Raw genomic sequence first — 21,722 nt, forward strand, 5'->3', positions numbered from 1 at the left:
GCACGGATCGCTGGCTCCCGCGCCTGGTCTCGCGATTCCCCATTTCCGATTTCCGGCTCAAAACGGCATCTTGAACCCGGCCGGCAGGTTCATCCCGGCGGTGACGCCGCCGAGCTTGTCTTTGCTGGCCTGGGCAACTTTGTTGACGGCGTCGTTCACGGCGGCGGCGACGAGGTCTTCCGCCATCTCGGGGTCGTCGGCAAAGGTCTGCCGGTCGATCTGCACGCGGCGCACTTCATGCGCGCCGGTCATCACCACGCTGATCAGGCCGCCGCCGGCGCTGCCGGTGACTTCGAGTTTCGCGATCTCCTCCTGCGCGCGCTTCATGTCTTCCTGCATGCGCTGCGCCTGCTGCATCAACTGACCGATTTGTCCTCTCATCATCTGGCTCCGGGTTCGTTGCCCAAGGGTTTGACGGATTGCGGCACGACGCGGGCGCCGAAGTCGCGCTTCAGGCTCTGCACCAGCGGATCGTCCTCGATCGCCTGCTCGGCCGCGCTCTGCGCGCTGTCGCGTGCCTTGGCCGCGCGCGCCGCCGGGGTCTGCATGGCGTCGGCCTGGCTCTCGCTGACGAAGCGCAGGCGGATGGTCTCGCCCAGCGCCTGGCTGATGCGATCCTCCATCTGGCTGACCATGGGCTCCACCGCCATGCCCATGTGCGCCGGCTGCAACGCCAGCACCAGGGTCTGGCCGTCACGCTCGCGCAGCACCGCGTTCTGCGCCACCACGCTGAACGGCCCGCGCAGCTGGGCCCGTTCGATCAGCGCCTCCCAATCCGGCCGGCCGCTCGCATCGCGTGCGATCGGCGCGGGCGCCGGAGCCTGCGCGGCTGGCTCGCGCGGTGCTGGCGCGGGTGTCGGCGTGGCAGCGCGAGTATCTGCGGACGGCGGTGCGGGTGCACGCGCGTGCGCCTGGCTCGTCGGCGCACGCGGCGCCACGCGCGCCGCCGCGGGTTCGTCGCCCGGACGGAAAGCGAGCATGCGCAGCAAGGCCATCTCGAAACCGGTGCGGGCGTCGGGCGCCAGCGTGAGGTCGCGCCGGCCCGTCACTGCAATCTGGTAGTACAGCTGCACGTCCTCCGGCGTGATGCGCCCGGCGAGGTCGGCCAGCGCGCCGTCGGCGTCATCCGCTTCCGGCCGGTAGCCGGGAATCAGCTGGATCAGCTGCAGGCGATGCAGCAGGCCGGCGATGTCGTCGAGCACGCCGCCGAAGTCGGGCGAATAGGAGGCGATCTGCGTGCACTCGACCAGCAGCTGCTCGCCGTCGCCCGAAGCCAGCGCCTCCAGTACGCCGAGCACCTGCCCGCGCGCCACGCTGCCCAGCATGGTGCGCACGTCGTCGGCGTGCAGCGCGCCGCCGCCATAGGCGATGGCCTGGTCAAGCAGCGACAGGCCATCGCGCAGCGAGCCGTCCGCGGCGCGGGCCAGCTCGCCGATCGCGCTGTCTTCATAGGCGATGTTCTCGGCACCCAGGATGTGCCGCATCTGGCCGGAGATCTGCTCCGGCAGCAGCCGCTTCAGGTTGAACTTCAGGCAGCGCGACAGCACCGTCACCGGCAGCTTCTGCGGGTCGGTGGTGGCGAGCAGGAACTTCACGTGCGGTGGCGGCTCTTCCAGCGTCTTCAGCAACGCGTTGAACGCGTTCTTCGACAGCATGTGCACCTCGTCGACCAGGTACACCTTGAAGCGGCCGCGCGACGGCGCGTACTGCGCGTTCTCGATCACCTCGCGCACGTCGTCCACGCCGGTGTTGCTGGCCGCGTCGATCTCCAGCAGGTCGACGAAGCGGCCTTCGTCCACCGCCGTGCACACCGAACACTCGCCGCACGGATCGGCCGACTGTCCGCGCTCGCAGTTCAGCGACTTGGCGAAGATGCGTGCAATGGTGGTCTTGCCGACGCCGCGGGTGCCGGTGAACAGGTAGGCGTGATGCATGCGGCCGGTGTCGAGCGCGTTGGTGAGCGCGCGCACCACGTGTTCCTGCCCCACCAGCTCGGAGAACTTGCGCGGGCGCCACTTGCGGGCGAGTACCTGATAGGACATGACTGCCAACGTGGGGACAAAGGTCGATTGTGCCAAGTCGGCGCACGCAAGTCAGCAAACGTCCGGCCCGAAATGGTGGCGGCCCCGCCAGCCACACCCCGGCACCCGAGTCATTCGCTACCGTTGCTTCCTTCCGGACCTGGCGGAGTTTGCGAACTATCGTCGCGGGGGGACCGACGGGGCCACCATGGACGTTGCACGGCGCTCGCCGTGACTCACTTCACTCAATTGGCGGAGAGGGCGGGATTCGAACCCGCGATACGGGGATAAGCCGTATACACACTTTCCAGGCGTGCTCCTTCAACCACTCGGACACCTCTCCACTTTTCGAAGCAACCCGGCAAGGACGCCCGGATCTTCCTTGCGGGGCATCCCGCCCGACAAAGAAGCGGAAGGATAGCCGCAGGCCCGGATGCAGGCAAGCAAATCGAACGGGAGTCAACCGGCGTCGGCGCGCGGCGCGGCCGGCGCCTGCAACGCGACGCGTTGCCCCGGCGTGGCGATACGGAAACCGCGTGCCGCCAGCGCATCGCCATCGGCCGCGCTGCCGTAGTGGTAAAGAAGCAACTGTCGCTGCAGCGCCTGCGGGTATTCCCGCGCGATGTCGTCGATGCCGGTGTGCGACGGATTGCCGAGCAGGCTGCAGTCGTGGGCGACCAGCGCCGCGCCGCCGGCATGCCGCGCCAGCACTTCCGGGATCGGCCGGGTGTCGCCGGTGTAGACGAAACTGCCCTCCAGCGCCAGGCCGTACGAGGTGCCCGGCACGTGATGGCGGGTGGCGAACACGTCGAACCAGCAGCCATCCAGCCAGAAGCCGCGACTGCACGGCACCAGTTGGAACGCCTCCCAGAAATTGACTCCGCCTTCGGCCAGCGCACCGGGGTAATCGGCCACCCGCGTCTGCAGCCATGGCACCAGCGCGGCGTGGGTGAACAGGCGCATCCGCCCACGCCGCGCGGGATCGAACCAGAGCCGGATGAACAACTGCTCCAGCTCCGCGACATGATCCATGTGGGTGTGGGTGATGAACACCGCGTCCGGCAGGGTGCCGTAGCTTGCCGTGTAGCGGTCGAGCGTGCCCGGTCCGCAGTCGATCAGCAGCACCGGCTTGCCCGCGCGCACGAGGACGGCGGCAGAGGCACCCAGCGCCGTCGCATGCGCGGCGCCCACGCCGAGAAAATGCAGTTGCCAGTTCATGCCGTCAGTGCGCGCTCGTGGCCATGCAGCAGAGGCTGCCAGATTTCGCGCTCGAACGCCTGCTCGCCTGCCGCGGCGGCGCCGAGCTTGAGCAACGACCGGCGCAGCCGCTGCAGGTTCGCCCGGCGCCAACCGGGTGCGGGCGCACGCTGGCGACCGCGGTCGAAGTCGATCAGATGCAGGCCGGCGGCCGAGACCAGGACGTTGTGCGCGTTCAGGTCGGCATGCCAGATGCCGGCCCGATGGAAACGCCCGACCACCGCGCCGACCTCGACCGCAAGCTCGCTGCCGAGGTCACCGCCGGCCAGGCACTCGGCGAGCGTCCGCGCGCCGGCGATGCGATGCGTGATGAGGTCGGCGCGATACAGCAGACCCTGGCGACGGTAACGCGCGGCGACCGCGCATGGCCCGGGCAAGCCCAGCCGCGCGATCTCGGCAAGCAGCCGGAACTCCCTGAAAGGCCGGCTGCGCCGCGCCCCCAGCCACAGGTAGCGATCGCCCAGCAGTGCCCGTACCAGTCCGCCACGACGATAGTGGCGCAGCACGCACTCGCCGAGCGGGCTCGCGATGATCGCCACGCCGCCGCGGCCGCCGGCCTGCATGCGCAAGGCGCCGCGTTCGCGCCAGTAATCCGGCGCAAACCAGTCGTCGTCGACTTGTGACGATACGGCGGCGTCACACAGAATCGCGCCGTGGGCGTCTTGCTGGATGCGTTCGGGCATCATGATGCCTTGTGACCGGACACCGATTCTAACCCACAGGCCTGCCCTGCCTTCCGCTGGCGCGGGCCAACGACCATCGCGATGAATGCACCTTCCTCGATCTGCCTGCTGCGCACCTCCGCCATCGGCGACGTCACCCACGTCGTGCCACTGGTGCGCACGCTGCAACAGGCGTGGCCACAGACCGCGCTGACGTGGATCGTCGGCAAGCTCGAACGCAAACTGGTGGGCGACCTGCCCGGCGTGGAGTTCGTCACCTTCGACAAGGCCGCCGGCTGGGCCGGCCTGAGTGCAGTGCGTGCCGCCCTGCAGGGACGTCGCTTCGACGCGCTGCTGCAGATGCAGGTGGCGATGCGCTCGAACCTGCTGAGCCTGGCCGTCAAGGCGGATCGGCGCATCGGTTACGACCGCGCCCGTGCGAAAGACCTGCACGGCCTGGTCATCAACGAGCGCATCCCTGCGCGCGGCGGCGAACACGTGCTCGACGCGATCGGCAGCTTCTGCGAACCGCTGGGCCTGCAACAGACGCAGGTGCGCTGGGACATCCCGATCCCCGGCGATGCGCACGCCTGGGCCGCCACGCAACTGCCCGGCGACACACCCACCTTGCTGGTCAGCCCCGCCTCCAGCCATGCCTTGCGCAACTGGCGGCCCGAGCGCTACGCGGCGGTGATGGACCATGTCGCCTCCCGCGGCTGGCGGGTGGCCCTGATTGGCGGACCATCCGCATCGGAGCGCGCCATGGCCGACGCGGTGCTGGCCGCCTGCCGGCGCGCGCCGCTCGATCTCACCGGCAAGGACACCCTGAAGAAACTGCTGGCCCTGCTCGCCCGCGCGCAGCTGCTGCTGGGCCCGGATTCCGGTCCGATGCACATGGCCAACAGCGTCGGCACCCGCGTGCTCGGCCTGCATGCCGCCAGCAACCCGGAGCGCTCCGGCCCCTACTCCGATCGACGCTGGTGCGTGAACAAGTACGACGAGGCCGCGCGCAAGTACCTGGGCCGACCGGCAGCGGAGATTCCGTGGGGCAGCAAGATCGAACGCACCGGCGTGATGGACTTGATCGACGTGGATGCGGTGATCGACCGTTACGAGGCAGCCGCACGCGACCTCGGCCTGGCCTGACCTTCGCGCGTCGACGCGTCAGCCCTTGCCGCTGCGCACGCGCAAGCCCGGTCGCTGCCGCGCCAGCTTGCGCAACAGCTCGGCAAAGGCGTGCAGGTCGTCGTGCCAGGGCGAGGCATCGCGCCAGTACAGCGCGATTTCGCGACCGCCGGCCGAACCCTTGAGCCGCGCCAGCACGATCCCCGGCATCGAGGCGAGCCGCTCGTGCGCCAGCGCCGGTACCAGTGCGTAGCCACCGCGCAAGCTGACCAGCGCGGCGAGGCTTTCCAGGCTGACGTCCTGCACGTTGCCACGCTCACTGCCGTCGAACCCGTCGGCATGGCTTTCCGCCATCAGGATCGCCTCGGCCTGGTCCAGTTGTTCCAGCGCAATGGACGGTCGGCCGGCCAGTGGATGATCGGCGCGCAGCATCAGCTCCCACGGTTCGAAGAACAGCGCCCGTGAGGCAATCCCGCTGACAGTCGATGCCGATGGGGCGAGCACCGCGTCCAGTTCACCCTCGTGCAGCCTGCGCAACAAGCCGCGTGGCTTGCCCTCGGAGATGCCCAGTCGGGCGCCGGGAAAATGCTGCGGAAACGGCGCAATCAAATGCGGCAACAGATATGGCCCCAGCGACGCCGGCAAGCCCAGCCGCAGCGCGCCGCCGAAAGCCACCTCGCCGGCACGGGCGACCTGCTGCAGGTGCTCGGCCGCCACCAGCACCGCATCGATCTGCTGCAACAGGCGTTGGCCGCCGGCGGTCACCACCACCCGCCGCCCGCCACGTTCGAACAGCGGTGCACCGAGCGCCTGCTCCACCTTCTGCACCTGGTGGGACAAGCCGGACGGACTGATGTGCATCGCGCGCGCGGCACTGTTGAAACTGCCGTTCCGATGCACCGCCTGCACCAGCGCAAGGTCGCGCAGCGAGACGGCGGCGAGGTGGGTCGAAATCATCGAACGCTGCATGTCGTCAAAGGCGTTTGTCTGTGATGGTCAAGGCGGGCATCCTGCAGGCGCCGCGTGATTCCCCGCCCGGGCGCCGGGTGCAGTCTAACCGGCGCAGCAGCCCGTCACGCGCCGACACGCCCGGGTTCCTCGACGCCGACATGCAGCGTTTGAGCGATAATTCCCCTTTTGGCGGGGCCGGCCGCGCCGTTTCCGCATGCTTGCCAGTCGTCCCAGCCGCAGGATTCAGCCAGGAGCAGCACCATGAAAGACACGTTCGCCACCCGTGACACTCTCGAAGTCAACGGCAGGAAATACGCCTATGCCAGCCTCGCCAAGCTTGGCGAGCGCTTCGACCTGAAGCGGCTGCCCTACTCGATGAAGATCCTGCTGGAGAACCTGCTGCGCCACGAGGATGGCGTAGACGTGACTTCCCGCGAGATCGAGGCGGTGGCCACCTGGGACGCCAGCAAGGAGCCGGATACCGAAATCGCCTTCATGCCGGCGCGCGTGCTGCTGCAGGATTTCACCGGCGTGCCGTGCGTGGTCGACCTGGCTGCCATGCGCGACGCGATGAAGGCGCTGGGCGGCGATCCCACCCTGATCAACCCGCTGTCGCCGGCCGAGCTGGTGATCGACCACTCGGTGCAGGTGGACGTCTTCGGCAGCGAGGACGCGCTGGAGAGGAACGTCGCGATCGAGTTCGACCGCAACCAGGCGCGCTACAGCTTCCTGCGCTGGGGCCAGAAGGCGCTGAGCAACTTCAAGGTGGTGCCGCCGCGCACCGGCATCGTCCACCAGGTGAACCTGGAATACCTGGCGCGGGTGGTGATGCACACCGAGATCGACGGCCAGGCCTGGGCCTACCCCGACACCCTGTTCGGCACCGACTCGCACACCACGATGGTCAATGGCCTGGGCGTGCTGGGCTGGGGCGTGGGCGGCATCGAGGCGGAGGCGGCCATGCTCGGCCAGCCTTCTTCCATGCTGATTCCGCAGGTGGTCGGCTTCAAGCTGTCCGGCCGCCTGCCCGAGGGCGCCACCGCCACCGACCTGGTGCTGACCGTGACGCAGATGCTGCGCAAGCAGGGCGTGGTCGGCAAGTTCGTGGAGTTCTTCGGTCCGGGCCTGCAGCACCTCGCTCTGGCCGACCGCGCCACCATCGGCAACATGGCGCCGGAATACGGCGCCACCTGCGGCATCTTCCCGGTCGACCAGGAGTCGCTGAACTACCTGCGCCTGTCCGGCCGCAGCGACGAGCAGATCCAGCTGGTGGAGGCGTACGCCAAGGCCCAGGGCCTGTGGCATGACGCCAACAGCCCGGAGCCGGCGTTCTCCGCCGTGCTCGAACTCGACCTCGCCGACGTGAAGCCCTCGATGGCCGGCCCCAAGCGCCCGCAGGATCGCGTGTTGCTGACCGACGTGCAGAAGAACTTCCACGAAGTGGTGGGCCCGCTCACTGCCAATCGTCGCCGCGGCAATGGCGACGTCGACCGTTTCTCCAACGAGGGCGGCGCCAGCGCGATCGGCAACCCGTCCAACGCGATCGGCGATACCGGCGTGCTGGTGGAACGCAACGGCCAGAGCTTCCGCGTCGCTGACGGTTCGGTGGTGATCGCCGCGATCACCTCGTGCACCAACACCTCCAACCCGGCAGTGATGCTGGCGGCAGGCCTGGTCGCCAAGAAGGCCGCTGCCAGGGGCCTGAAGGCCAAGCCGTGGGTGAAGACCTCGCTGGCCCCCGGCTCCAAGGTGGTGACCGATTACCTGGAGCAGACCGGCCTGCTGAGCGAGCTGGAGAAGACCGGCTTCTACCTGGTCGGCTACGGCTGCACGACCTGCATCGGCAACTCTGGCCCGCTGCCGGTCGAGGTCAGCAAGGGCATCGCCGACGGCGACCTGGCGGTGGCCGCCGTGCTCTCGGGCAACCGCAACTTCGAAGGCCGCGTGCATGCCGAGGTGAAGATGAACTACCTGGCCTCGCCGCCGCTGGTGGTCGCCTATGCGCTGGCCGGCTCGCTCGACGTGAACCTTTCCACCGATCCGCTGGGCCAGGATGCGCAGGGCAAGGACGTGTTCCTCAAGGACATCTGGCCGAGCAACAAGGAAATCAGCGACCTGATGGCCAGCGCGGTCACCTCGGCCATGTTCAAGAAGAACTACGCCGACGTGTTCAAGGGCGACGAGCGCTGGAACGCGATCGCCTCGCCGGACGGCGCGCTGTACGCCTGGGACGAAGCTTCCACCTACATCAAGAACCCGCCCTACTTCGAAGGCATGACGATGGAGCTGGGCACGGTCGAGGACATCCACGCCGCGCGCTGCCTGGGCCTGTTCGGCGACTCCATCACCACCGACCACATCTCCCCGGCCGGTTCGATCAAGAAGGATTCGCCCGCCGGCCGCTTCCTGATCTCGCGCGGCGTGCAGCCGATCGACTTCAACTCATACGGCTCGCGCCGCGGCAACGACGACGTGATGGTGCGCGGCACCTTCGCCAACATCCGCATCAAGAACCAGATGCTGGATGGCGTGGAAGGCGGCTTCACCCGCCACATTCCCAGCGGCGAACAGCTGGCGATCTATGACGCGGCGATGAAGTACAAGGAAACCGGCACGCCGCTGGTAGTCATCGCCGGCAAGGAATACGGCACCGGCTCCTCGCGCGACTGGGCAGCCAAGGGCACCCTGCTGCTGGGCGTCAAGGCGGTGATCACCGAGAGTTTCGAGCGCATCCACCGCTCCAACCTGGTCGGCATGGGCGTGCTGCCGCTGCAGTTCAAGGCCGGCGAGAATGCCAAGTCGCTGGGCCTGACCGGTCGCGAGAGCTTCGACATCACCGGCCTGGACAACGGCAACGCGAAGGAAGCCACGGTGACCGCCACCGCCGAGGACGGCAGCAAGAAGCAGTTCAGCGTGCACGTGATGCTGCTCACGCCGAAGGAGCGCGAGTTCTTCCGCCATGGCGGCATCCTGCAGTACGTGCTGCGCCAGCTGGCCGGCCGCAAGGCCGCCTGATCCGGCGACACCCTGACAAGAAAACGCCCCGCTGGCCGGGGCGTTTTCTTTGTGGGGCACCGCAGCGTCGCCTGCGCGCCGGCTGCTAAATCGAACGCTCCCAGCTGGCGGTATAGCAGTGCCAGTCGCCGCCTTCCTCGCGCCATCCCGAGGTCACCCTGTAGACCCCCAGCCGATCGGGCAGCAGGCGTCCGCCGCTGCTCAGGGTGACCGTGAAAGTCGCCACCATGCGTTCGCCGCGTGGCTCGACGGAGACCGGCCCGAGCAAGACGCCGACGTGTTCGCCGCGCAGCTTCAACAGGCCCACCATCGCCATCAACCGGCGCCGGTCCAGTTCGCCGGCGTTGCCGTCGAAGTCCTCGCTCAATGACTCGCCCACGCCGCTGGCCGAACCGGCTTCCGCCGCCTGCGCCGTCGCAGTGATTGCGGCACGTATGCGCTCCTCGTCCGGCGCACGGTGGCAGGCAGCAAGCATCACCACGCACCACAGCAGTGCCGCCGACAGCAGGAAGATTTTTCGCGATCCGATCATCGGTGGACTCCATGGCAACGCGGCTTGCCGCCGTGCGCGGGCGTATGCTCCAATGAACCGGCGCATGGGCCATCATGGATGCGTTCGGCATCCTGATTCCACCATCGGCGGCGCCATCACGGAAAACACGGGGAACCCCAGAGCATGAGCAACGAACGTCCCTGGCTGGAACACTATCCGGCCGGCGTGCCCGGTCAGATCGACGTCAACCAGTATGCTTCGGTCCCGGCGGTGCTCGAGGAAGCGTTCACCCGTTTCCGCGATCGTCCCGCCTTCGCCAATTTCGGCCGCCAGCTCAGCTATGGACAGATCGACGAGATGAGCCGCCAGTTCGCCGGCTACCTCACCGGCGTGCTCAAGCTCGGCAAGGGCGATCGCATCGCGATCATGCTGCCCAACGTGCTGCAGTATCCGATCGCGCTGTTCGGGGCGTTGCGCGCCGGGCTGGTGGTGGTCAATACCAACCCGATGTACACCGCGCGCGAGTTGAAGCATCAGCTGGAGGATTCCGGCGCCAAGGCGATCGTGGTGCTGGACAATTTCGCTGCCACGCTGCAGCAGGTGGCAGCGCAGACCCAGGTCAAGCACATCGTCACCACGGGCATCGGCGACCTGCTCGGCTTCCCCAAGGGCGCGCTGGTCAACTTCGTGCTCAAGCACGTCAAGAAGATGGTGCCGGCGTTCCACTTGCCCGAAGCCGTGCGTTTCCGCGACGCGCTGGCCCAGGGCGCAACGCACCCGCTGCAGCCGGTCACGATGGACCACGACGACATCGCTTTCCTGCAGTACACCGGCGGCACCACCGGCGTGGCCAAGGGTGCGATGCTGACCCACGGCAACATGATCGCCAACATGCTGCAGGCAGCCGCCTGGATCGGCACCGAGCTGGTCAAGCCCGGCAAGGAAGTGATCATTACCGCGCTGCCGCTGTATCACATCTTTTCGCTGACGGCGAACGGCCTGGTCTTCACCCGCCTGGGCGGCCTCAACTGGCTGATCACCAACCCGCGCGACATGCCCGGCTTCGTCAAGGAGCTGGGCAAGTCCGGTTTCACTGCGCTGACCGGCGTCAACACCCTGTTCAATGGCCTGCTCAACACGCCGGGCTTTGCCGAACTGGATTTCTCCCGCCTGCACCTGACCCTCGGCGGCGGCATGGCGGTGCAACGCAAGGTGGCCGAGCGCTGGAAACAGACTACCGGCTGCACGCTCGCCGAAGCCTACGGTCTCACCGAAACCTCCCCGGCGGTGTGCATCAATCCGCTGAACCTGAGGGAGTACAACGGCTCGATCGGGCTGCCGGTACCGTCCACCGACGTGGCAATCTGGTCGGAGGCCGGCCAGCCGCTGCCGGTCGGCGAAGTCGGCGAGCTGATGGTGCGCGGGCCGCAGGTGATGAAGGGCTACTGGAAGCGCGAGGATGAAACCGCCAAGGTGCTCGGCGCCGATGGCTGGCTGCACACTGGCGACATCGCGAAGATGGACGAGAACGGCTACTTCTACATCGTCGACCGCAAGAAGGACATGATCCTGGTCTCCGGCTTCAACGTGTATCCGAACGAAGTCGAGGACGCGGTGATGGCGCACCCCGGCGTGCTGGAAGTGGCCGCGGTCGGCGTGCCCGACGAGCATTCCGGCGAAGTGGTGAAACTGTTCGTGGTGCGCAAGGACCCGAACCTCACCGAGGAAGCGCTCAGGCAGTTCTGCCGCGAGAACCTGACCGGCTACAAGCGGCCCAAGCTGATCGAATTCCGCGACAGCCTGCCCAAGAGCAACGTGGGCAAGATCCTGCGCCGCGAATTGCGCGACGAGAAGAAACCCGCGGGCTGAACCTTCGCACATCCACCTGCAAAAACGCCCGCAATCGCGGGCGTTTCCGTGCAGGCGCGACGGAACCGGCTCAACCGTCCTTCCAGTACTCCAGGATATCGGCGTAACCGCCCAGCAGGTTCCACAGCGGCACCTGCTTGTCCTCCGGAATGCGGCTGTAGGAAAAACCGATGTGATGATCGGAGATGCGCGCGACAGTCGCCTCCAGATGGATATGCAGGTTGTGCCCGAAAATCATGTCCAGCACCCAGCTCTGCCCGGTTTCGCCGGTCCAGCCCAGCGGGCGGCGCAGCAATGCTCCGGTCGCCGAGATATCCACCAGTTCGGTGGGGTGCGACTCGCCATGACGGCTGATCAGCACCGTCGTCTCGATCTGCATGCGTGCCGGACGCAACTTCTCCGGCTCGCCTCGATCATGTCCCTGTTTGTCGATCGCCATCAGTTTTACCGCCTGTCTGCGTTTGCGCCTGCCCGGGGCAGGAACGCACCACCCTCATGTCCGGCGACCGCACCGGCCCCATCGAAACCGGCTGTCGTGCGTCCGGCCTCCCTCCGCTCGTAGCAATTGCCGTGCCACGGCGTACGTACACCGCCAAACCCCTCGCCAGGCCTCTTGCCGTGGGCAGACGCCGCATTTGCCGGCCGCCGAAAGGACACCTTCCTTTCAGCTGTGGACAGCCCCCTCCGGAAGGGCGCTTCGAGCGCTTTCGCGCTTGCCCCGCAGCGTCACATTGGGTCACGTGGGGCCACCGGCATCCCCGCGGTAGTGGCGGAACCCCCTATTCTGCCTGTTGCCGACGCGGACATGAACCCCGCACGCGCTTTTCGTCCACCCGCGACCGACTGGACTTGTGTCCGGCTTGCCATTACCCTGTGGCCACGCGTGGACCCATGGAACCTGCTTGCTGCCGGCCCTTCGGCGCTCCAGGGTTGTCCACCGAAGTACCCAGACTGACCGGCAAAGAGCCAGCGGCGCCGAAGTTGTTCGCCAGTTGGCTTGCTCTGTTGTCGTGGCCGACGACCCGCAACAGCAGCGCCTTGGTCGCTGACGACCCGCCTGACCGAACCACGACGCGTGGATTCATCATGCCGGGCGAAACGATGGCGCCGACCGCGCCTCGGTTTTGATGTTGCACGGAAACGGGATACCGGGACGCCGCCCAACGACGCGTTTGAGCGCGGGCACATGCCGGGCGCGAGCACCACGTCGCGCCTGCCCACGAACAACCATGAACATGCGCTACCCACTGCCAGCCGTGGAACACGGCTCTCCAGACAGGCCTTGATGAGCACTGAATCCGTCGTCGAGCAGTCCGATCCGGGCGCCGCCACGCCCGACGCATTTGCCGCGGTACCGCAACAACAGGAGATGCCGCTGGCCATCGTGCGCGGCGAACCGATGCTGCAGATGCCGCAGGATCTGTACATCCCGCCGGACGCGCTCGAGGTCATCCTGGAGTCGTTCGAAGGTCCGCTGGACCTGCTGCTGTACCTGATCCGCCGACAGAACCTGGACATCCTGGACATCCCGGTTGCCGAGATCACCCGGCAGTACATGACCTACATCGAACTGATGCGGGACGTGATGCGGCTGGAGCTGGCCGCCGAGTACCTGCTGATGGCGGCGATCCTGGGCGAGATCAAATCGCGCCTGCTGCTGCCGCGTCCGCCGCTGGAAGAAGGGTTGGAAGACGACCCGCGCGCCGAACTGGTACGCCGTTTGCAGGAGTACGAGCGGTTCAAGCGGGCGGCCGAGGACATCGAGGCCCTGCCGCGCATGGAGCGCGACAGCGTGGTGGTGCATGCCGACACCGGCGAGCGCAACGTGATCCGGCTGCCGCCCCCGCTGGAACTGACCGAGCTGCTGCTGGCACTCAAGGACGTGATGCACCGGGCCGAACTGTTCGGGCATCACGCGATCAAGCGCGAGGCGCTCAGCGTGCGCCAGCGCATGGGCGAGCTGCTGAGCCGGCTGGAGGACGACACCTTCCACCGGTTCGAGGACCTGTTCGACCTGGCCGAAGGCCGCCCGGGCATCGTGGTGACCTTCCTGGCGATGCTGGAGCTGGCCAAGGAAATGCTGATCGAGATCGTGCAGGAAGTGCCGCTGGCGCCGATCTACGTCAAGGCCAAGGCCAGCCATGAGGAGCCCGCCGAACTGCCGGCGGAAGACACACGAACGGGCGAATCGGCGCTGGCCGAACCGTCCGGCGACTGATCCACCCATCGACCGATCCATCCCTGGACCGACCCACGCCGACCCGGCACCGACTCGAACCCATGCAGATCGACCAACTCAAACCCATCATCGAGGCCGCCTTGCTGGCGTCGACCCAACCGATGACCCTGCCCCAGCTCGGCGACCTGTTCAACGAAGACGAGGACGTCGGCTCGCAGCAGATCGCCCAGGCGCTGGAATCACTGGCCGGCGACTGTGAAGGGCGCGGCATCGAACTGAAGGAGGTCGCCTCCGGCTTCCGCTACCAGGTGCGCCAGGACGTGCATCCGTGGATCTCGCGGATGTGGACCGAGCGACCCAGCCGCTACTCGCGCGCCCTGCTGGAAACACTGGCGCTGATCGCCTACCGGCAGCCGATCACCCGTCCCGAGATCGAGCAGATCCGCGGCGTGGTGGTGTCCTCCAACATCATCAAGACGATGGAGGAGCGCGAGTGGATTCGCGTGGTCGGCCATCGCGACGTGCCCGGCAAGCCGGCGTTGTTCGGCACCACGCGCGCGTTCCTCGACTACTTCAACCTCAAATCGCTCGATCAGCTGCCGCCGCTGTCGGAGATCCGCGACATGGAAGATCCGCAGATGCGCTTCGAGCCCGACCCGCTGCCGGCGCACGTCGGCCGCGACCTGCCCATCGACCCGGACGACGACGCGGACGACCAGGTTGCGGAAACGACCGATCCGGGCGAAACCGACCCCCCGCGCGAACCGCTGTCCGACGCCGAGTCAGGCACCGGATCACCGATCGACGCCCACCACCCCACCCTCGCCGCCGACGCCCAGGCGTCCAGCGGCTCATCCGGGCCTGACGAAGCTGCCGACCATCCCGGTTCGCCTTCCGTCAGCCCGTCGACCACGGCCGTCGAAACCGACGCCGACGATCAAGATACCAAGGAGCAAAGCGCATGACTGCGCCGCAAAAATCCGTTCTTACCCTGAAGCGCGACACCCGCGCAGCCACTGACGGACCGGCCCTGGAGGAACGCCTGCACAAGGTGCTCGCCAACGCCGGCCTCGGCTCGCGCCGCATGCTGGAACAACGCATCCAGGCCGGAGAGATAGAGCTCAACGGCAGCCCCGCCGAGATCGGCATGAGCGTCAAGGCTGGCGATCGCGTGGTCATGGACGGCAAGCAGTTCGTGGTGGCCACCGACAACCGCGATGACGCCGAAGTGCTGATCTACCACAAGCCCGAAGGCGTGCTGACCACCCGCGACGATCCCGATGGCCGCCCGACCGTGTTCGAGCAACTGCCGCAACTCAAAGGCGCGCGCTGGGTTGCCGTGGGCCGGCTGGACATCAACACCACCGGCCTGCTGCTGCTGACCACCGACGGCGAGCTGGCCAACGGCTTGATGCATCCCAAGAGCGGCATGGAGCGCGAGTACCTGTGCCGCGTGCACGGCGAGGTGCCGGACGAGGTCATCGAACGCCTGAAAGCCGGCGTGGAGCTGGAGGACGGCCCGGCCCGCTTCGACGAGATCGCCGTGATCAGCCGCGGCGGCAGCCACAGCTGGTTCCGCGTGGTGATCCGCGAAGGCCGCAACCGCGAAGTGCGCCGCTTGTGGGATTCGCAGGGCTTCCTGGTCAGCCGGCTCAAGCGCATCCGCTACGGCCGGATCGAGCTGCCGCGCAACTTGCGTCGCGGCGAATGCGAGGCGCTCGACGCCGACAGCGTCAAGCAGTTGCGCCAGACCAGCGGGCTCGGACTCCCCCAGCCGGTGCTGACGCTGAGCCCGATCCTGCACCAGCGCCGTGCCACCCGCGGTGTCACCGAATATCGCCCGGAACACGGCACCGGCAGCGCCTGGACCAGCGGCCAGGACGAGGCGCGCGAGCTGCGTGCCTACGACCGCATTCGCGAAGAACCCGCACGCGGACGCAAATCCGCGCCGCGCAACGGCCGCGAGGTCAACGGCAACGTGGCGGCACCGGAGCGGGCGCCGGGGAATGCGAAGCGGCACGGCAAGGGCCGTCGTGTGGCACCGGGCCAGGAGCTGCCTTCGGTACGCACCTGGTTTGCCGGCGAGTCTCGCGATGGCAGCCCCCGTCCCGGCGGTCGGCGCGGCTTGGCCGGTGCCACCACCGGCAACCGTGGCGCGGCGGGTGGCCGCTCACGCGGCGCCCCCGCTGCCGGCAGCCCCTACGCCGGCACGGGCGGCAGCGGCAACCGCGCGCCTGCCAACCGACCCGGCCACGCCGGTCGTGGCCAGGGCGGCAACCGCGCCCCGGGCAGCCCGCGGCCCAAGGGCCATGGCGGCGGACGCCCGCCGGGTCGCGGCGGCAACCGCTCCGGCAACCGTTGAGGGCGAGCGATGATCCGCATCTACCACAACAACCGCTGCTCCAAGTCGCGCGCCACGCTGGCCCTGCTGCAGGAACGCGCCGACGACGTCGAGGTAATCAACTACCTCGACACGCCACCCACCGCGACGGAACTGGTCGACCTGCTCAAGCAACTGGGCATGACCGCCCGGCAATTGCTGCGCACCGGCGAAGCGGAGTACACCGAGCTCGGCCTGGATTCGCCCTCGCTCGATGACCAGTCGCTGATCGCCGCCATGGTGGCGCACCCGCGCCTGATCGAACGACCGATCGTGGTGGCCAACGGCAAGGCCGTGATCGGCCGGCCGCCCGAATCGGTGCTGGCCATCTTGTAGGAGCCCGCTCGCGCCCGGTGCCGGTCAGCGCTCGTCAATCCGCGTCAAGCGTGAATGAGTCCGCATCCATCCATGCCGGGAAGCGTTCGCGATGCGCCAGCAGCGGGGCCGGGTCGAGAGTGACGGTGACCACCTGCTCCTGCGCGCCCAGTTCCACCAGTGCCTCGCCCACCGGATCGATCACCGCGCTGTCGCCGGCATAGGCGATCTCGTTGCCGTCCACGCCGATCCGGTTCACGCCGACCACGCAGGCGAGGTTCTCGATCGCCCGCGCGCGCAGCAGGGTACGCCAGGGATGCCGACGCGCAGCCGGCCAGTTCGCCACGAATACCGCCAGGTCGTAATCCATGCCACCACTGGCCGATGCGAGCCGGCGATTGCGCAACCACACCGGAAAGCGCAGGTCGTAGCAGACCTGCGGCAGGATGCGCCAACCCTTCAGCTCGACGATTGGCCGCCGGCTGCCGCTGCCGTAGCGGGTGTGCTCGCCGGCCATGCGGAACAGGTGGCGCTTGTCGTACTGCTCGAAGCTGCCGTCCGGGCGCATCCACAGCAGGCGGTTGTAGACCACCTCGTCCTCGCGGATCGCCACGCTGCCGCAGATCACCGCCCCCACCTCGACGGCCAGCGCGCGCAGCCAGGCGATGCCCTCGCCCTCCATCGTGTCGGCGCTGGCGCGGGTATCGTTGCTGAAGCCGGAGAGGAAGGTTTCCGGCAGCACCACCAGATCGCTGCCGCGCGCACGACGCACCAGCTCGCCGTAATAGTCGCGGTTGGCCGGCGCGTCGTGCCAGCGCGTGGCGCCCTGCACCAGCGACACGGTCAGCGGCAGCATCGTCACAGCCGGCACAGCCGCTCGGCGGCCGCCTCCATGGTGGCGTCGCTCTTGGCAAAGCACAGCCGCAGCAGGCGCGTGCCCGGCGGGCGTTCGCAGAACGGCGTCAGCGGAATCGTCGCCACGCCGCCGTGCTCCACCAGCCAGCGACTGAAGGCGAGATCGTCCTCGTCGCGGATCGCCGAGTAATCGACCAGCTGGAAATAGCCGCCCGGCACGTCGAGCAGTTTGAAACGCGAAGGCGCCAGCAGCGCGCGGAAGCGGTCGCGCTTGGCCCGGTAGAACGCCGGCAATTCCAGGTAGTGTTGCGGCGTGCTGGCCATGAATTCGGCAAATGCCACCTGCGCCGGATGAAACGTGCAGAAGGTCAGGTACTGGTGCACCTTGCGAAATTCGGCCGACAACGCGGCCGGCGCCACCGCATAACCGACCTTCCAGCCGGTGCAGTGATAGGTCTTGCCGAACGAGGAGACCACGATGCTGCGTTCGGCCAGTTCCGGGTGGCGCAGCACGCTCTCATGGGCACCTTCGTAGACGATGTGCTCGTACACCTCGTCGGACAGCACCACGATGCCGGTATCGCGCACGATCGCCGCCAGCTCGTCCAGGTCGGCCGCCGAGAGCACCGCGCCGGAAGGATTGTGCGGGGTGTTGATGAGGATCATGCGCGTCTTCGGCGTCACCGCGTCGCGCACGCGCTGCCAGTCGATCGCGAACGCCGGCACGGTCAGCGGGATGTGCACCGCGCGCGCCCCCTGCAGCTCGATCGCCGGCTCGTAGCAGTCGTACGCCGGGTCGAACACGATCACCTCCTCGCCTGCGCGCACCGTCGCGGCGATTGCCGCGAAGATCGCCTCGGTGGCGCCGGAGGTGACCGTGATGTCGGTATCGACGTCGAGCTTGCGCCCGTACAGACGCGCGGTCTTCAGCGCAATCTGCTCGCGCAGGCCGGCGGTGCCGTGCATCGGGGCGTACTGGTTCCTGCCGGTGTTCATCGCCCGCGTCAAAGCATCGCGCAGCTCCTGCGGCGGTTCGAAATCGGGGAAGCCCTGGCCGAGGTTGACTGCCTGGTGCTGCAGCGCCCACTGGCTCATCACGCTGAAAATCGTCGTACCGACCTTGGGCAGCTTGGTTTCAATCATCGTCATCTGGCCGTTTGGATGTCCATAAGGGAACCAGCGTAGCGCATGGGCCGGGTCGCCTGCATCAGGCAGGCGGCAGCTCGGCCTGCGGGCGTTTGCTGCACTGCTGGTGTTTCAGCAACGTGGTTTCCGGCAGGCGCTCGGCCAGGAAATCGACCAGCGCGCGCACGCCCGGCAGCATGCCGCGCCGGCTGGGGTAGACGAAATGCATGATGCCCTCGGGCATGGTCCAGTCCGGCAACACCACTTCCAGTTCGCCGGCGGCAATCGCCGGCGCGCACACGAACTCCGGCAGCAGGGCCACGCCCAGGCCGCGGCGGGCCGCCTCCAGCAGCACGGCGAAATCGCCGGTGATCAGGCGCGCCTGCACCTCCACGTTGACTTGCTCCCCGCCGGCGTCGATCAACTCCCACGTCTGCGCGCCTTCGTGCTCGCGCATCGACAGAGCGGGCAACCTGGCCAGCTCCTCCGGCGTCGCCGGGCGCCCGGTGACCTTCAGCAGCGCGGGGCTGGCCACCAGGGTGGTGCTGGAATGGCCGAAACTGCGGATCACCAGGTTGGCGTCGGTGTCCAGCTTGCTGCGCACGCGAATGGCCAGGTCGAAGCCCTCGCCGATCACGTCGATACGGCGATCGTTCGCCAGCAGACGCACCTGCATCTTCGGGTACATCGCCAGGAAATCCGGCAGCAGGTACGCCAGCACGGTCTGCGCCAGCGAAACCGGGCAGCTCAGGCGCACGACACCGCGCGGCTCGGCGCGCAACTCGTCCACCGCGTCCTGCGCCGCCTGGGCCTCTTCCAGCACCGCACGGCAATGGGTGTAGAAGCGCTCGCCGACCTCGGTAACCACGAACCGGCGGGTGGTTCGCTGCAGCAGGCGCACGCCGAGCCGCTCCTCCAGCTGGGCCACCCGCTTGCTCAGGCGCGACTTGGGCACGCCCAGCGCGCGGCCGGCGGCGGAGAAGCCGCCGTGCTCGACCACCGCCGCAAAGAAGTACAGATCGTTCAGATCCTGCAAGGCACCGCTCAGTTGCGTCATCTTCGTATCCATCTACGAACCACGGCCATCGCGCCAGCGTAGCACCGCGGTTCGACTGCGCCAGCCGCCGCTGGAAATTGCCGGCCGGCATTGACACACTGGCGCACCCGACTGCCGGAATCTCCACATGACTCCGTTCCCGCGCGTGCTCCTGTTCGCCGTGCTGCTGGCGAGCGCCCCGCTGGGCCATGCCGCCAAGCTGCTGGTCAGCAACGTCAACGGCTACACGCTGGACAGCCACGGCCAGTTGCAGCAATTCCAGGCGCTGCTGGTCGATGACGGCAAGGTGGTGGCCACCGGCAGCACGGCCGAACTGCAACAGCGTGCCGATGGCGCCCGCGTGTTCGACGGCCGCGGCCGCACCCTGCTGCCCGGCCTGATCGATGCGCACGGCCACGTGCTGGAACTGGGCTACGCGCGCAACAGCGTCGACCTCAGCGAGACCCGCTCCCTCGACGAGGCGCTGGCCAAGGTGAAGGCCTACGCCCAGGCGCATCCACAGGCGAAATGGATCCGCGGCGGCGGCTGGAACCAGGTGATCTGGAAACTTGGCCGCTTCCCCACCGCCAGCGAGCTCGATACCGCGGTCGCCGACCGGCCGGTGTGGTTGAGCCGCGTGGACGGCCACGCCGCGTGGGCCAACAATGCAGCGATCAAGCTCGCCGGCGTCACCCGCGCCACTGCCGACCCGGCTGGCGGACGCATCGAGCGCGACGCGCAAGGCAATCCGGCCGGCGTGTTCGTCGACGGCGCCACCGAGCTGGTCGACACCCACGTGCCGGCGCTCACCGCGGCCGAAAAGGCCGCTGCGCTGGACACGGCGCTGGCCGAGATGGCCCGCGTCGGCCTCACCGGCGTCAGCGATGCCGGCATCGATCTGGACAACTACCGGCTCTACCGGCAGTACGCCGACGCGCACAAGCTGACCGCGCGCATCTACGCGATGATCCGCGATACCGGCGAGTCCTTCGACGTCATCAGCAAGGACGGTCCGCTGATCGGCTACGGCAATGATTTCCTCACCGTGCGCGCGGTCAAGCTGTTCGCCGACGGCGCACTGGGCAGCCGCGGCGCCGCGATGCTCAAGCCCTACTCCGACGACCCGCACAACAGCGGCCTGCTCTTCATGTCGCCTGCCACCATGACGGCCAAGATCGACAAGGCATTCGCCAAGGGCTACCAGGTCGGCATCCACGCCATCGGCGACCGCGCCAACCGCGAAGTGCTGGACAGCTTCGCCGCGGCCTATCGCAGCCACCCCGACGCCAAGGCGTTGCGCAACCGCGTCGAGCACGCGCAGATCGTCTCGCTGGAGGACATCCCGCGCTTCGTGCCGCTGCAGCTGATCGCCTCGATGCAGCCCACCCACGCCACCTCCGACATGAACATGGCCGAGGATCGCGTGGGCCACGAACGCATCAAGGGGGCTTACGCGTGGCAGCGCTTCCTGAAACAGGGCACGGTGATCGCCGCGGGTTCGGATTTCCCGGTCGAGTCGCCCAACCCGTTCTTCGGGCTGTACTCGGCCGTCACCCGCGAAGACCACCAGGGGCAGCCGCCCGGCGGCTGGTATCCGCAGCAGGATCTGAGTCTGACCCAGGCCCTGCGCGCCTTCACCCTCGATGCGGCGTACGCCGAGCATGCGGAGAACCGCATCGGCACGCTGGAGCCCGGCAAGTGGGCCGACTTCATCCTGGTCGACCACGACGTATTCAAGGACCCGGCCAGCAAGCTCTGGAACACCAAGGTGCTGCAGACCTGGGTCGGCGGCAGGCAGGTGTACGCGAAGAAGGATTGATCACCTCCCCTGACGACCCGAGAAGGCCGGCTGCGAAGCCGGCTTTTTGTTTGGAGCAGGGAATAGGGAATGGGGAATAGGGAATAGAAAGAGCGGAAAAGCGCCGCCCTGATGCTCTTGGCTTCGGCTATTCCCTATTCCCTATTCCCTACTCCCCCGCCCCATAGGCCATCAGTCATGTAGTCAAATCCGAATTTCCCCTTGACGGCTCAAAAGTCGGTGTTATAGTTCACTACAACACCACTCACCCAGAGCACCAAAGGAGGTTCGACATGAAAGCGTACAAACTGATCGCCGGCGCCGCGGCCATCCTGCTCACCTTCGCGAGCCTGCGCGCCGTCTTGTACAACGTCGACGCCTGGCAGCCGATCGGCAACAGCCACACCAGCACGCCGGCCCACGTCACCAACCTGGCCCCGGTCACCGTGCATCCGAGCGCCGCCGAATGGCGCGCCGCGGCGCTGATCGACGACGGCAGCGCCGCCAACCTCGCCGTCGTGCCCGCCGACGCGCAGCTGCGCCTGGGCGACACGATCGAGCCGCTGGGCCTGCTCGGGGCGCAGTGGGTCATGCCCTACTATTCGTTTGGCAAGAAGTTCGATCGCATCACCAAGGAATAA

At 67.7% G+C, this 21,722-nt stretch carries 20 protein-coding genes, 1 tRNA gene and 1 other RNA gene; 9 read left to right on the forward strand and 13 right to left on the reverse strand.

Annotated features, from left to right (window positions below):
• Positions 1 to 57: 57 nt before the first annotated feature.
• The 6 genes from ACVCMB_RS03485 to ACVCMB_RS03510 all read right to left on the reverse strand — a co-directional run bounded on the left by ACVCMB_RS03485 (position 58) and on the right by ACVCMB_RS03510 (position 3,967).
• Positions 58 to 381: a YbaB/EbfC family nucleoid-associated protein gene (locus ACVCMB_RS03485; RefSeq protein ID WP_447106147.1), complete on the reverse strand. Its 324-nt coding sequence runs from the start codon at positions 379 to 381 to the stop codon at positions 58 to 60.
• Positions 381 to 2,042: a DNA polymerase III subunit gamma/tau gene (gene dnaX, locus ACVCMB_RS03490; RefSeq protein WP_447106148.1), complete on the reverse strand. Its 1,662-nt coding sequence runs from the start codon at positions 2,040 to 2,042 to the stop codon at positions 381 to 383. Before dnaX ends, ACVCMB_RS03485 begins: the two co-directional genes overlap by 1 nt.
• Before the next feature lie 82 nt (positions 2,043 to 2,124).
• Positions 2,125 to 2,221: signal recognition particle sRNA small type (gene ffs / locus ACVCMB_RS03495), an RNA gene on the reverse strand.
• Positions 2,222 to 2,271: 50 nt separating this feature from the next.
• Positions 2,272 to 2,364: transfer RNA gene (locus ACVCMB_RS03500), tRNA-Ser, on the reverse strand.
• Between the two features lie 116 nt (positions 2,365 to 2,480).
• Positions 2,481 to 3,239 carry an MBL fold metallo-hydrolase gene (locus tag ACVCMB_RS03505; RefSeq protein ID WP_447106149.1) on the reverse strand — a complete coding sequence of 253 codons (759 nt, stop codon included), beginning with the start codon at positions 3,237 to 3,239 and terminating at the stop codon, positions 2,481 to 2,483.
• A complete protein-coding gene (locus ACVCMB_RS03510) occupies positions 3,236 to 3,967 on the reverse strand; it encodes a 3-deoxy-D-manno-octulosonic acid kinase (protein ID WP_447107211.1) in 732 nt (243 codons plus the stop codon). Before ACVCMB_RS03510 ends, ACVCMB_RS03505 begins: the two co-directional genes overlap by 4 nt.
• 75 nt (positions 3,968 to 4,042) lie before the next feature.
• On the opposite strand from ACVCMB_RS03510, the gene ACVCMB_RS03515 reads away from it, so the two are divergent.
• Complete coding sequence (locus ACVCMB_RS03515; RefSeq protein ID WP_447106150.1) at positions 4,043 to 5,086, forward strand: glycosyltransferase family 9 protein; 1,044 nt, start codon at positions 4,043 to 4,045, stop codon at positions 5,084 to 5,086.
• A gap of 18 nt (positions 5,087 to 5,104) precedes the next feature.
• Here the strand turns inward: ACVCMB_RS03515 and ACVCMB_RS03520 are convergent, their stop codons facing one another.
• Positions 5,105 to 6,034: a LysR family transcriptional regulator gene (locus tag ACVCMB_RS03520; protein WP_447106151.1), complete on the reverse strand. Its 930-nt coding sequence runs from the start codon at positions 6,032 to 6,034 to the stop codon at positions 5,105 to 5,107.
• A 104-nt stretch (positions 6,035 to 6,138) separates the two neighbouring features.
• Positions 6,139 to 6,279 carry a hypothetical protein gene (locus tag ACVCMB_RS03525; RefSeq protein WP_447098825.1) on the reverse strand — a complete coding sequence of 47 codons (141 nt, stop codon included), beginning with the start codon at positions 6,277 to 6,279 and terminating at the stop codon, positions 6,139 to 6,141.
• Here ACVCMB_RS03525 and acnA point away from each other — a divergent pair.
• Positions 6,278 to 9,031 (forward strand): aconitate hydratase AcnA, encoded by a 2,754-nt coding sequence (gene acnA, locus ACVCMB_RS03530; protein ID WP_447098824.1) that lies wholly within the window; start codon positions 6,278 to 6,280, stop codon positions 9,029 to 9,031. The genes ACVCMB_RS03525 and acnA overlap by 2 nt on opposite strands.
• Before the next feature lie 85 nt (positions 9,032 to 9,116).
• On the opposite strand, the gene ACVCMB_RS03535 is transcribed toward acnA, so the two are convergent.
• Positions 9,117 to 9,563, reverse strand: coding sequence for a hypothetical protein (locus ACVCMB_RS03535; RefSeq protein WP_395118660.1), 447 nt, complete (start codon positions 9,561 to 9,563; stop codon positions 9,117 to 9,119).
• Between the two features lie 144 nt (positions 9,564 to 9,707).
• Between ACVCMB_RS03535 and ACVCMB_RS03540 the strand changes: the two genes are divergently transcribed.
• The gene (locus tag ACVCMB_RS03540; protein ID WP_447106152.1) at positions 9,708 to 11,393 is read left to right on the forward strand and encodes an AMP-binding protein; all 1,686 of its coding nucleotides are present in this window, start codon (positions 9,708 to 9,710) and stop codon (positions 11,391 to 11,393) included.
• Between the two features lie 70 nt (positions 11,394 to 11,463).
• Here ACVCMB_RS03540 and ACVCMB_RS03545 read toward each other — a convergent pair whose 3' ends face one another.
• Positions 11,464 to 11,832 (reverse strand): PilZ domain-containing protein, encoded by a 369-nt coding sequence (locus ACVCMB_RS03545; protein WP_395118664.1) that lies wholly within the window; start codon positions 11,830 to 11,832, stop codon positions 11,464 to 11,466.
• An 846-nt stretch (positions 11,833 to 12,678) separates the two neighbouring features.
• Here ACVCMB_RS03545 and ACVCMB_RS03550 point away from each other — a divergent pair.
• The 4 genes from ACVCMB_RS03550 to arsC all read left to right on the forward strand — a co-directional run bounded on the left by ACVCMB_RS03550 (position 12,679) and on the right by arsC (position 16,288).
• Positions 12,679 to 13,611 (forward strand): segregation and condensation protein A, encoded by a 933-nt coding sequence (locus ACVCMB_RS03550; RefSeq protein ID WP_395118666.1) that lies wholly within the window; start codon positions 12,679 to 12,681, stop codon positions 13,609 to 13,611.
• Between the two features lie 62 nt (positions 13,612 to 13,673).
• A complete protein-coding gene (gene scpB, locus ACVCMB_RS03555) occupies positions 13,674 to 14,537 on the forward strand; it encodes an SMC-Scp complex subunit ScpB (RefSeq protein ID WP_447106153.1) in 864 nt (287 codons plus the stop codon).
• On the forward strand, positions 14,534 to 15,934 hold the full coding sequence (locus ACVCMB_RS03560) for a pseudouridine synthase (RefSeq protein ID WP_395118670.1): 1,401 nt from the start codon (positions 14,534 to 14,536) through the stop codon (positions 15,932 to 15,934). Before scpB ends, ACVCMB_RS03560 begins: the two co-directional genes overlap by 4 nt.
• A gap of 9 nt (positions 15,935 to 15,943) precedes the next feature.
• The gene (arsC, locus tag ACVCMB_RS03565; RefSeq protein ID WP_447106154.1) at positions 15,944 to 16,288 is read left to right on the forward strand and encodes an arsenate reductase (glutaredoxin); all 345 of its coding nucleotides are present in this window, start codon (positions 15,944 to 15,946) and stop codon (positions 16,286 to 16,288) included.
• A 34-nt stretch (positions 16,289 to 16,322) separates the two neighbouring features.
• Here the strand turns inward: arsC and ACVCMB_RS03570 are convergent, their stop codons facing one another.
• The 3 genes from ACVCMB_RS03570 to ACVCMB_RS03580 form a co-directional block, all read right to left on the reverse strand.
• Positions 16,323 to 17,123 carry an amidohydrolase gene (locus tag ACVCMB_RS03570; protein ID WP_447106155.1) on the reverse strand — a complete coding sequence of 267 codons (801 nt, stop codon included), beginning with the start codon at positions 17,121 to 17,123 and terminating at the stop codon, positions 16,323 to 16,325.
• Between the two features lie 2 nt (positions 17,124 to 17,125).
• Positions 17,126 to 18,265 (reverse strand): pyridoxal phosphate-dependent aminotransferase, encoded by a 1,140-nt coding sequence (locus ACVCMB_RS03575; RefSeq protein WP_447106156.1) that lies wholly within the window; start codon positions 18,263 to 18,265, stop codon positions 17,126 to 17,128.
• Positions 18,266 to 18,329: 64 nt separating this feature from the next.
• Positions 18,330 to 19,304, reverse strand: a complete 975-nt coding sequence (locus ACVCMB_RS03580; protein ID WP_395118678.1) for a LysR substrate-binding domain-containing protein — start codon at positions 19,302 to 19,304, stop codon at positions 18,330 to 18,332.
• Positions 19,305 to 19,431: 127 nt separating this feature from the next.
• Between ACVCMB_RS03580 and ACVCMB_RS03585 the strand changes: the two genes are divergently transcribed.
• On the forward strand, positions 19,432 to 21,102 hold the full coding sequence (locus ACVCMB_RS03585; protein WP_447106157.1) for an amidohydrolase: 1,671 nt from the start codon (positions 19,432 to 19,434) through the stop codon (positions 21,100 to 21,102).
• A gap of 272 nt (positions 21,103 to 21,374) precedes the next feature.
• Positions 21,375 to 21,722 (forward strand): hypothetical protein, encoded by a 348-nt coding sequence (locus ACVCMB_RS03590; RefSeq protein ID WP_447106158.1) that lies wholly within the window; start codon positions 21,375 to 21,377, stop codon positions 21,720 to 21,722.

The organism is Rhodanobacter sp. UC4443_H10 (assembly GCF_052978325.1).

What these genes read in the sequence shown, in the direction of transcription:
- ACVCMB_RS03485 (WP_447106147.1), bottom strand. Translation starts at nt 381, where the DNA reads ATGAGAGGACAAATCGGTCAGTTGATGCAGCAGGCGCAGCGCATGCAG.
- dnaX (WP_447106148.1), bottom strand. Translation starts at nt 2,042, where the DNA reads ATGTCCTATCAGGTACTCGCCCGCAAGTGGCGCCCGCGCAAGTTCTCC.
- ACVCMB_RS03505 (WP_447106149.1), bottom strand. Translation starts at nt 3,239, where the DNA reads ATGAACTGGCAACTGCATTTTCTCGGCGTGGGCGCCGCGCATGCGACG.
- ACVCMB_RS03515 (WP_447106150.1), top strand. Translation starts at nt 4,043, where the DNA reads ATGAATGCACCTTCCTCGATCTGCCTGCTGCGCACCTCCGCCATCGGC.
- ACVCMB_RS03520 (WP_447106151.1), bottom strand. Translation starts at nt 6,034, where the DNA reads ATGCAGCGTTCGATGATTTCGACCCACCTCGCCGCCGTCTCGCTGCGC.
- acnA (WP_447098824.1), top strand. Translation starts at nt 6,278, where the DNA reads ATGAAAGACACGTTCGCCACCCGTGACACTCTCGAAGTCAACGGCAGG.
- ACVCMB_RS03525 (WP_447098825.1), bottom strand. Translation starts at nt 6,279, where the DNA reads ATGGTGCTGCTCCTGGCTGAATCCTGCGGCTGGGACGACTGGCAAGCA.
- ACVCMB_RS03535 (WP_395118660.1), bottom strand. Translation starts at nt 9,563, where the DNA reads ATGATCGGATCGCGAAAAATCTTCCTGCTGTCGGCGGCACTGCTGTGG.
- ACVCMB_RS03540 (WP_447106152.1), top strand. Translation starts at nt 9,708, where the DNA reads ATGAGCAACGAACGTCCCTGGCTGGAACACTATCCGGCCGGCGTGCCC.
- ACVCMB_RS03545 (WP_395118664.1), bottom strand. Translation starts at nt 11,832, where the DNA reads ATGGCGATCGACAAACAGGGACATGATCGAGGCGAGCCGGAGAAGTTG.
- ACVCMB_RS03550 (WP_395118666.1), top strand. Translation starts at nt 12,679, where the DNA reads ATGAGCACTGAATCCGTCGTCGAGCAGTCCGATCCGGGCGCCGCCACG.
- scpB (WP_447106153.1), top strand. Translation starts at nt 13,674, where the DNA reads ATGCAGATCGACCAACTCAAACCCATCATCGAGGCCGCCTTGCTGGCG.
- ACVCMB_RS03560 (WP_395118670.1), top strand. Translation starts at nt 14,534, where the DNA reads ATGACTGCGCCGCAAAAATCCGTTCTTACCCTGAAGCGCGACACCCGC.
- arsC (WP_447106154.1), top strand. Translation starts at nt 15,944, where the DNA reads ATGATCCGCATCTACCACAACAACCGCTGCTCCAAGTCGCGCGCCACG.
- ACVCMB_RS03570 (WP_447106155.1), bottom strand. Translation starts at nt 17,123, where the DNA reads ATGCTGCCGCTGACCGTGTCGCTGGTGCAGGGCGCCACGCGCTGGCAC.
- ACVCMB_RS03575 (WP_447106156.1), bottom strand. Translation starts at nt 18,265, where the DNA reads ATGATTGAAACCAAGCTGCCCAAGGTCGGTACGACGATTTTCAGCGTG.
- ACVCMB_RS03580 (WP_395118678.1), bottom strand. Translation starts at nt 19,304, where the DNA reads ATGACGCAACTGAGCGGTGCCTTGCAGGATCTGAACGATCTGTACTTC.
- ACVCMB_RS03585 (WP_447106157.1), top strand. Translation starts at nt 19,432, where the DNA reads ATGACTCCGTTCCCGCGCGTGCTCCTGTTCGCCGTGCTGCTGGCGAGC.
- ACVCMB_RS03590 (WP_447106158.1), top strand. Translation starts at nt 21,375, where the DNA reads ATGAAAGCGTACAAACTGATCGCCGGCGCCGCGGCCATCCTGCTCACC.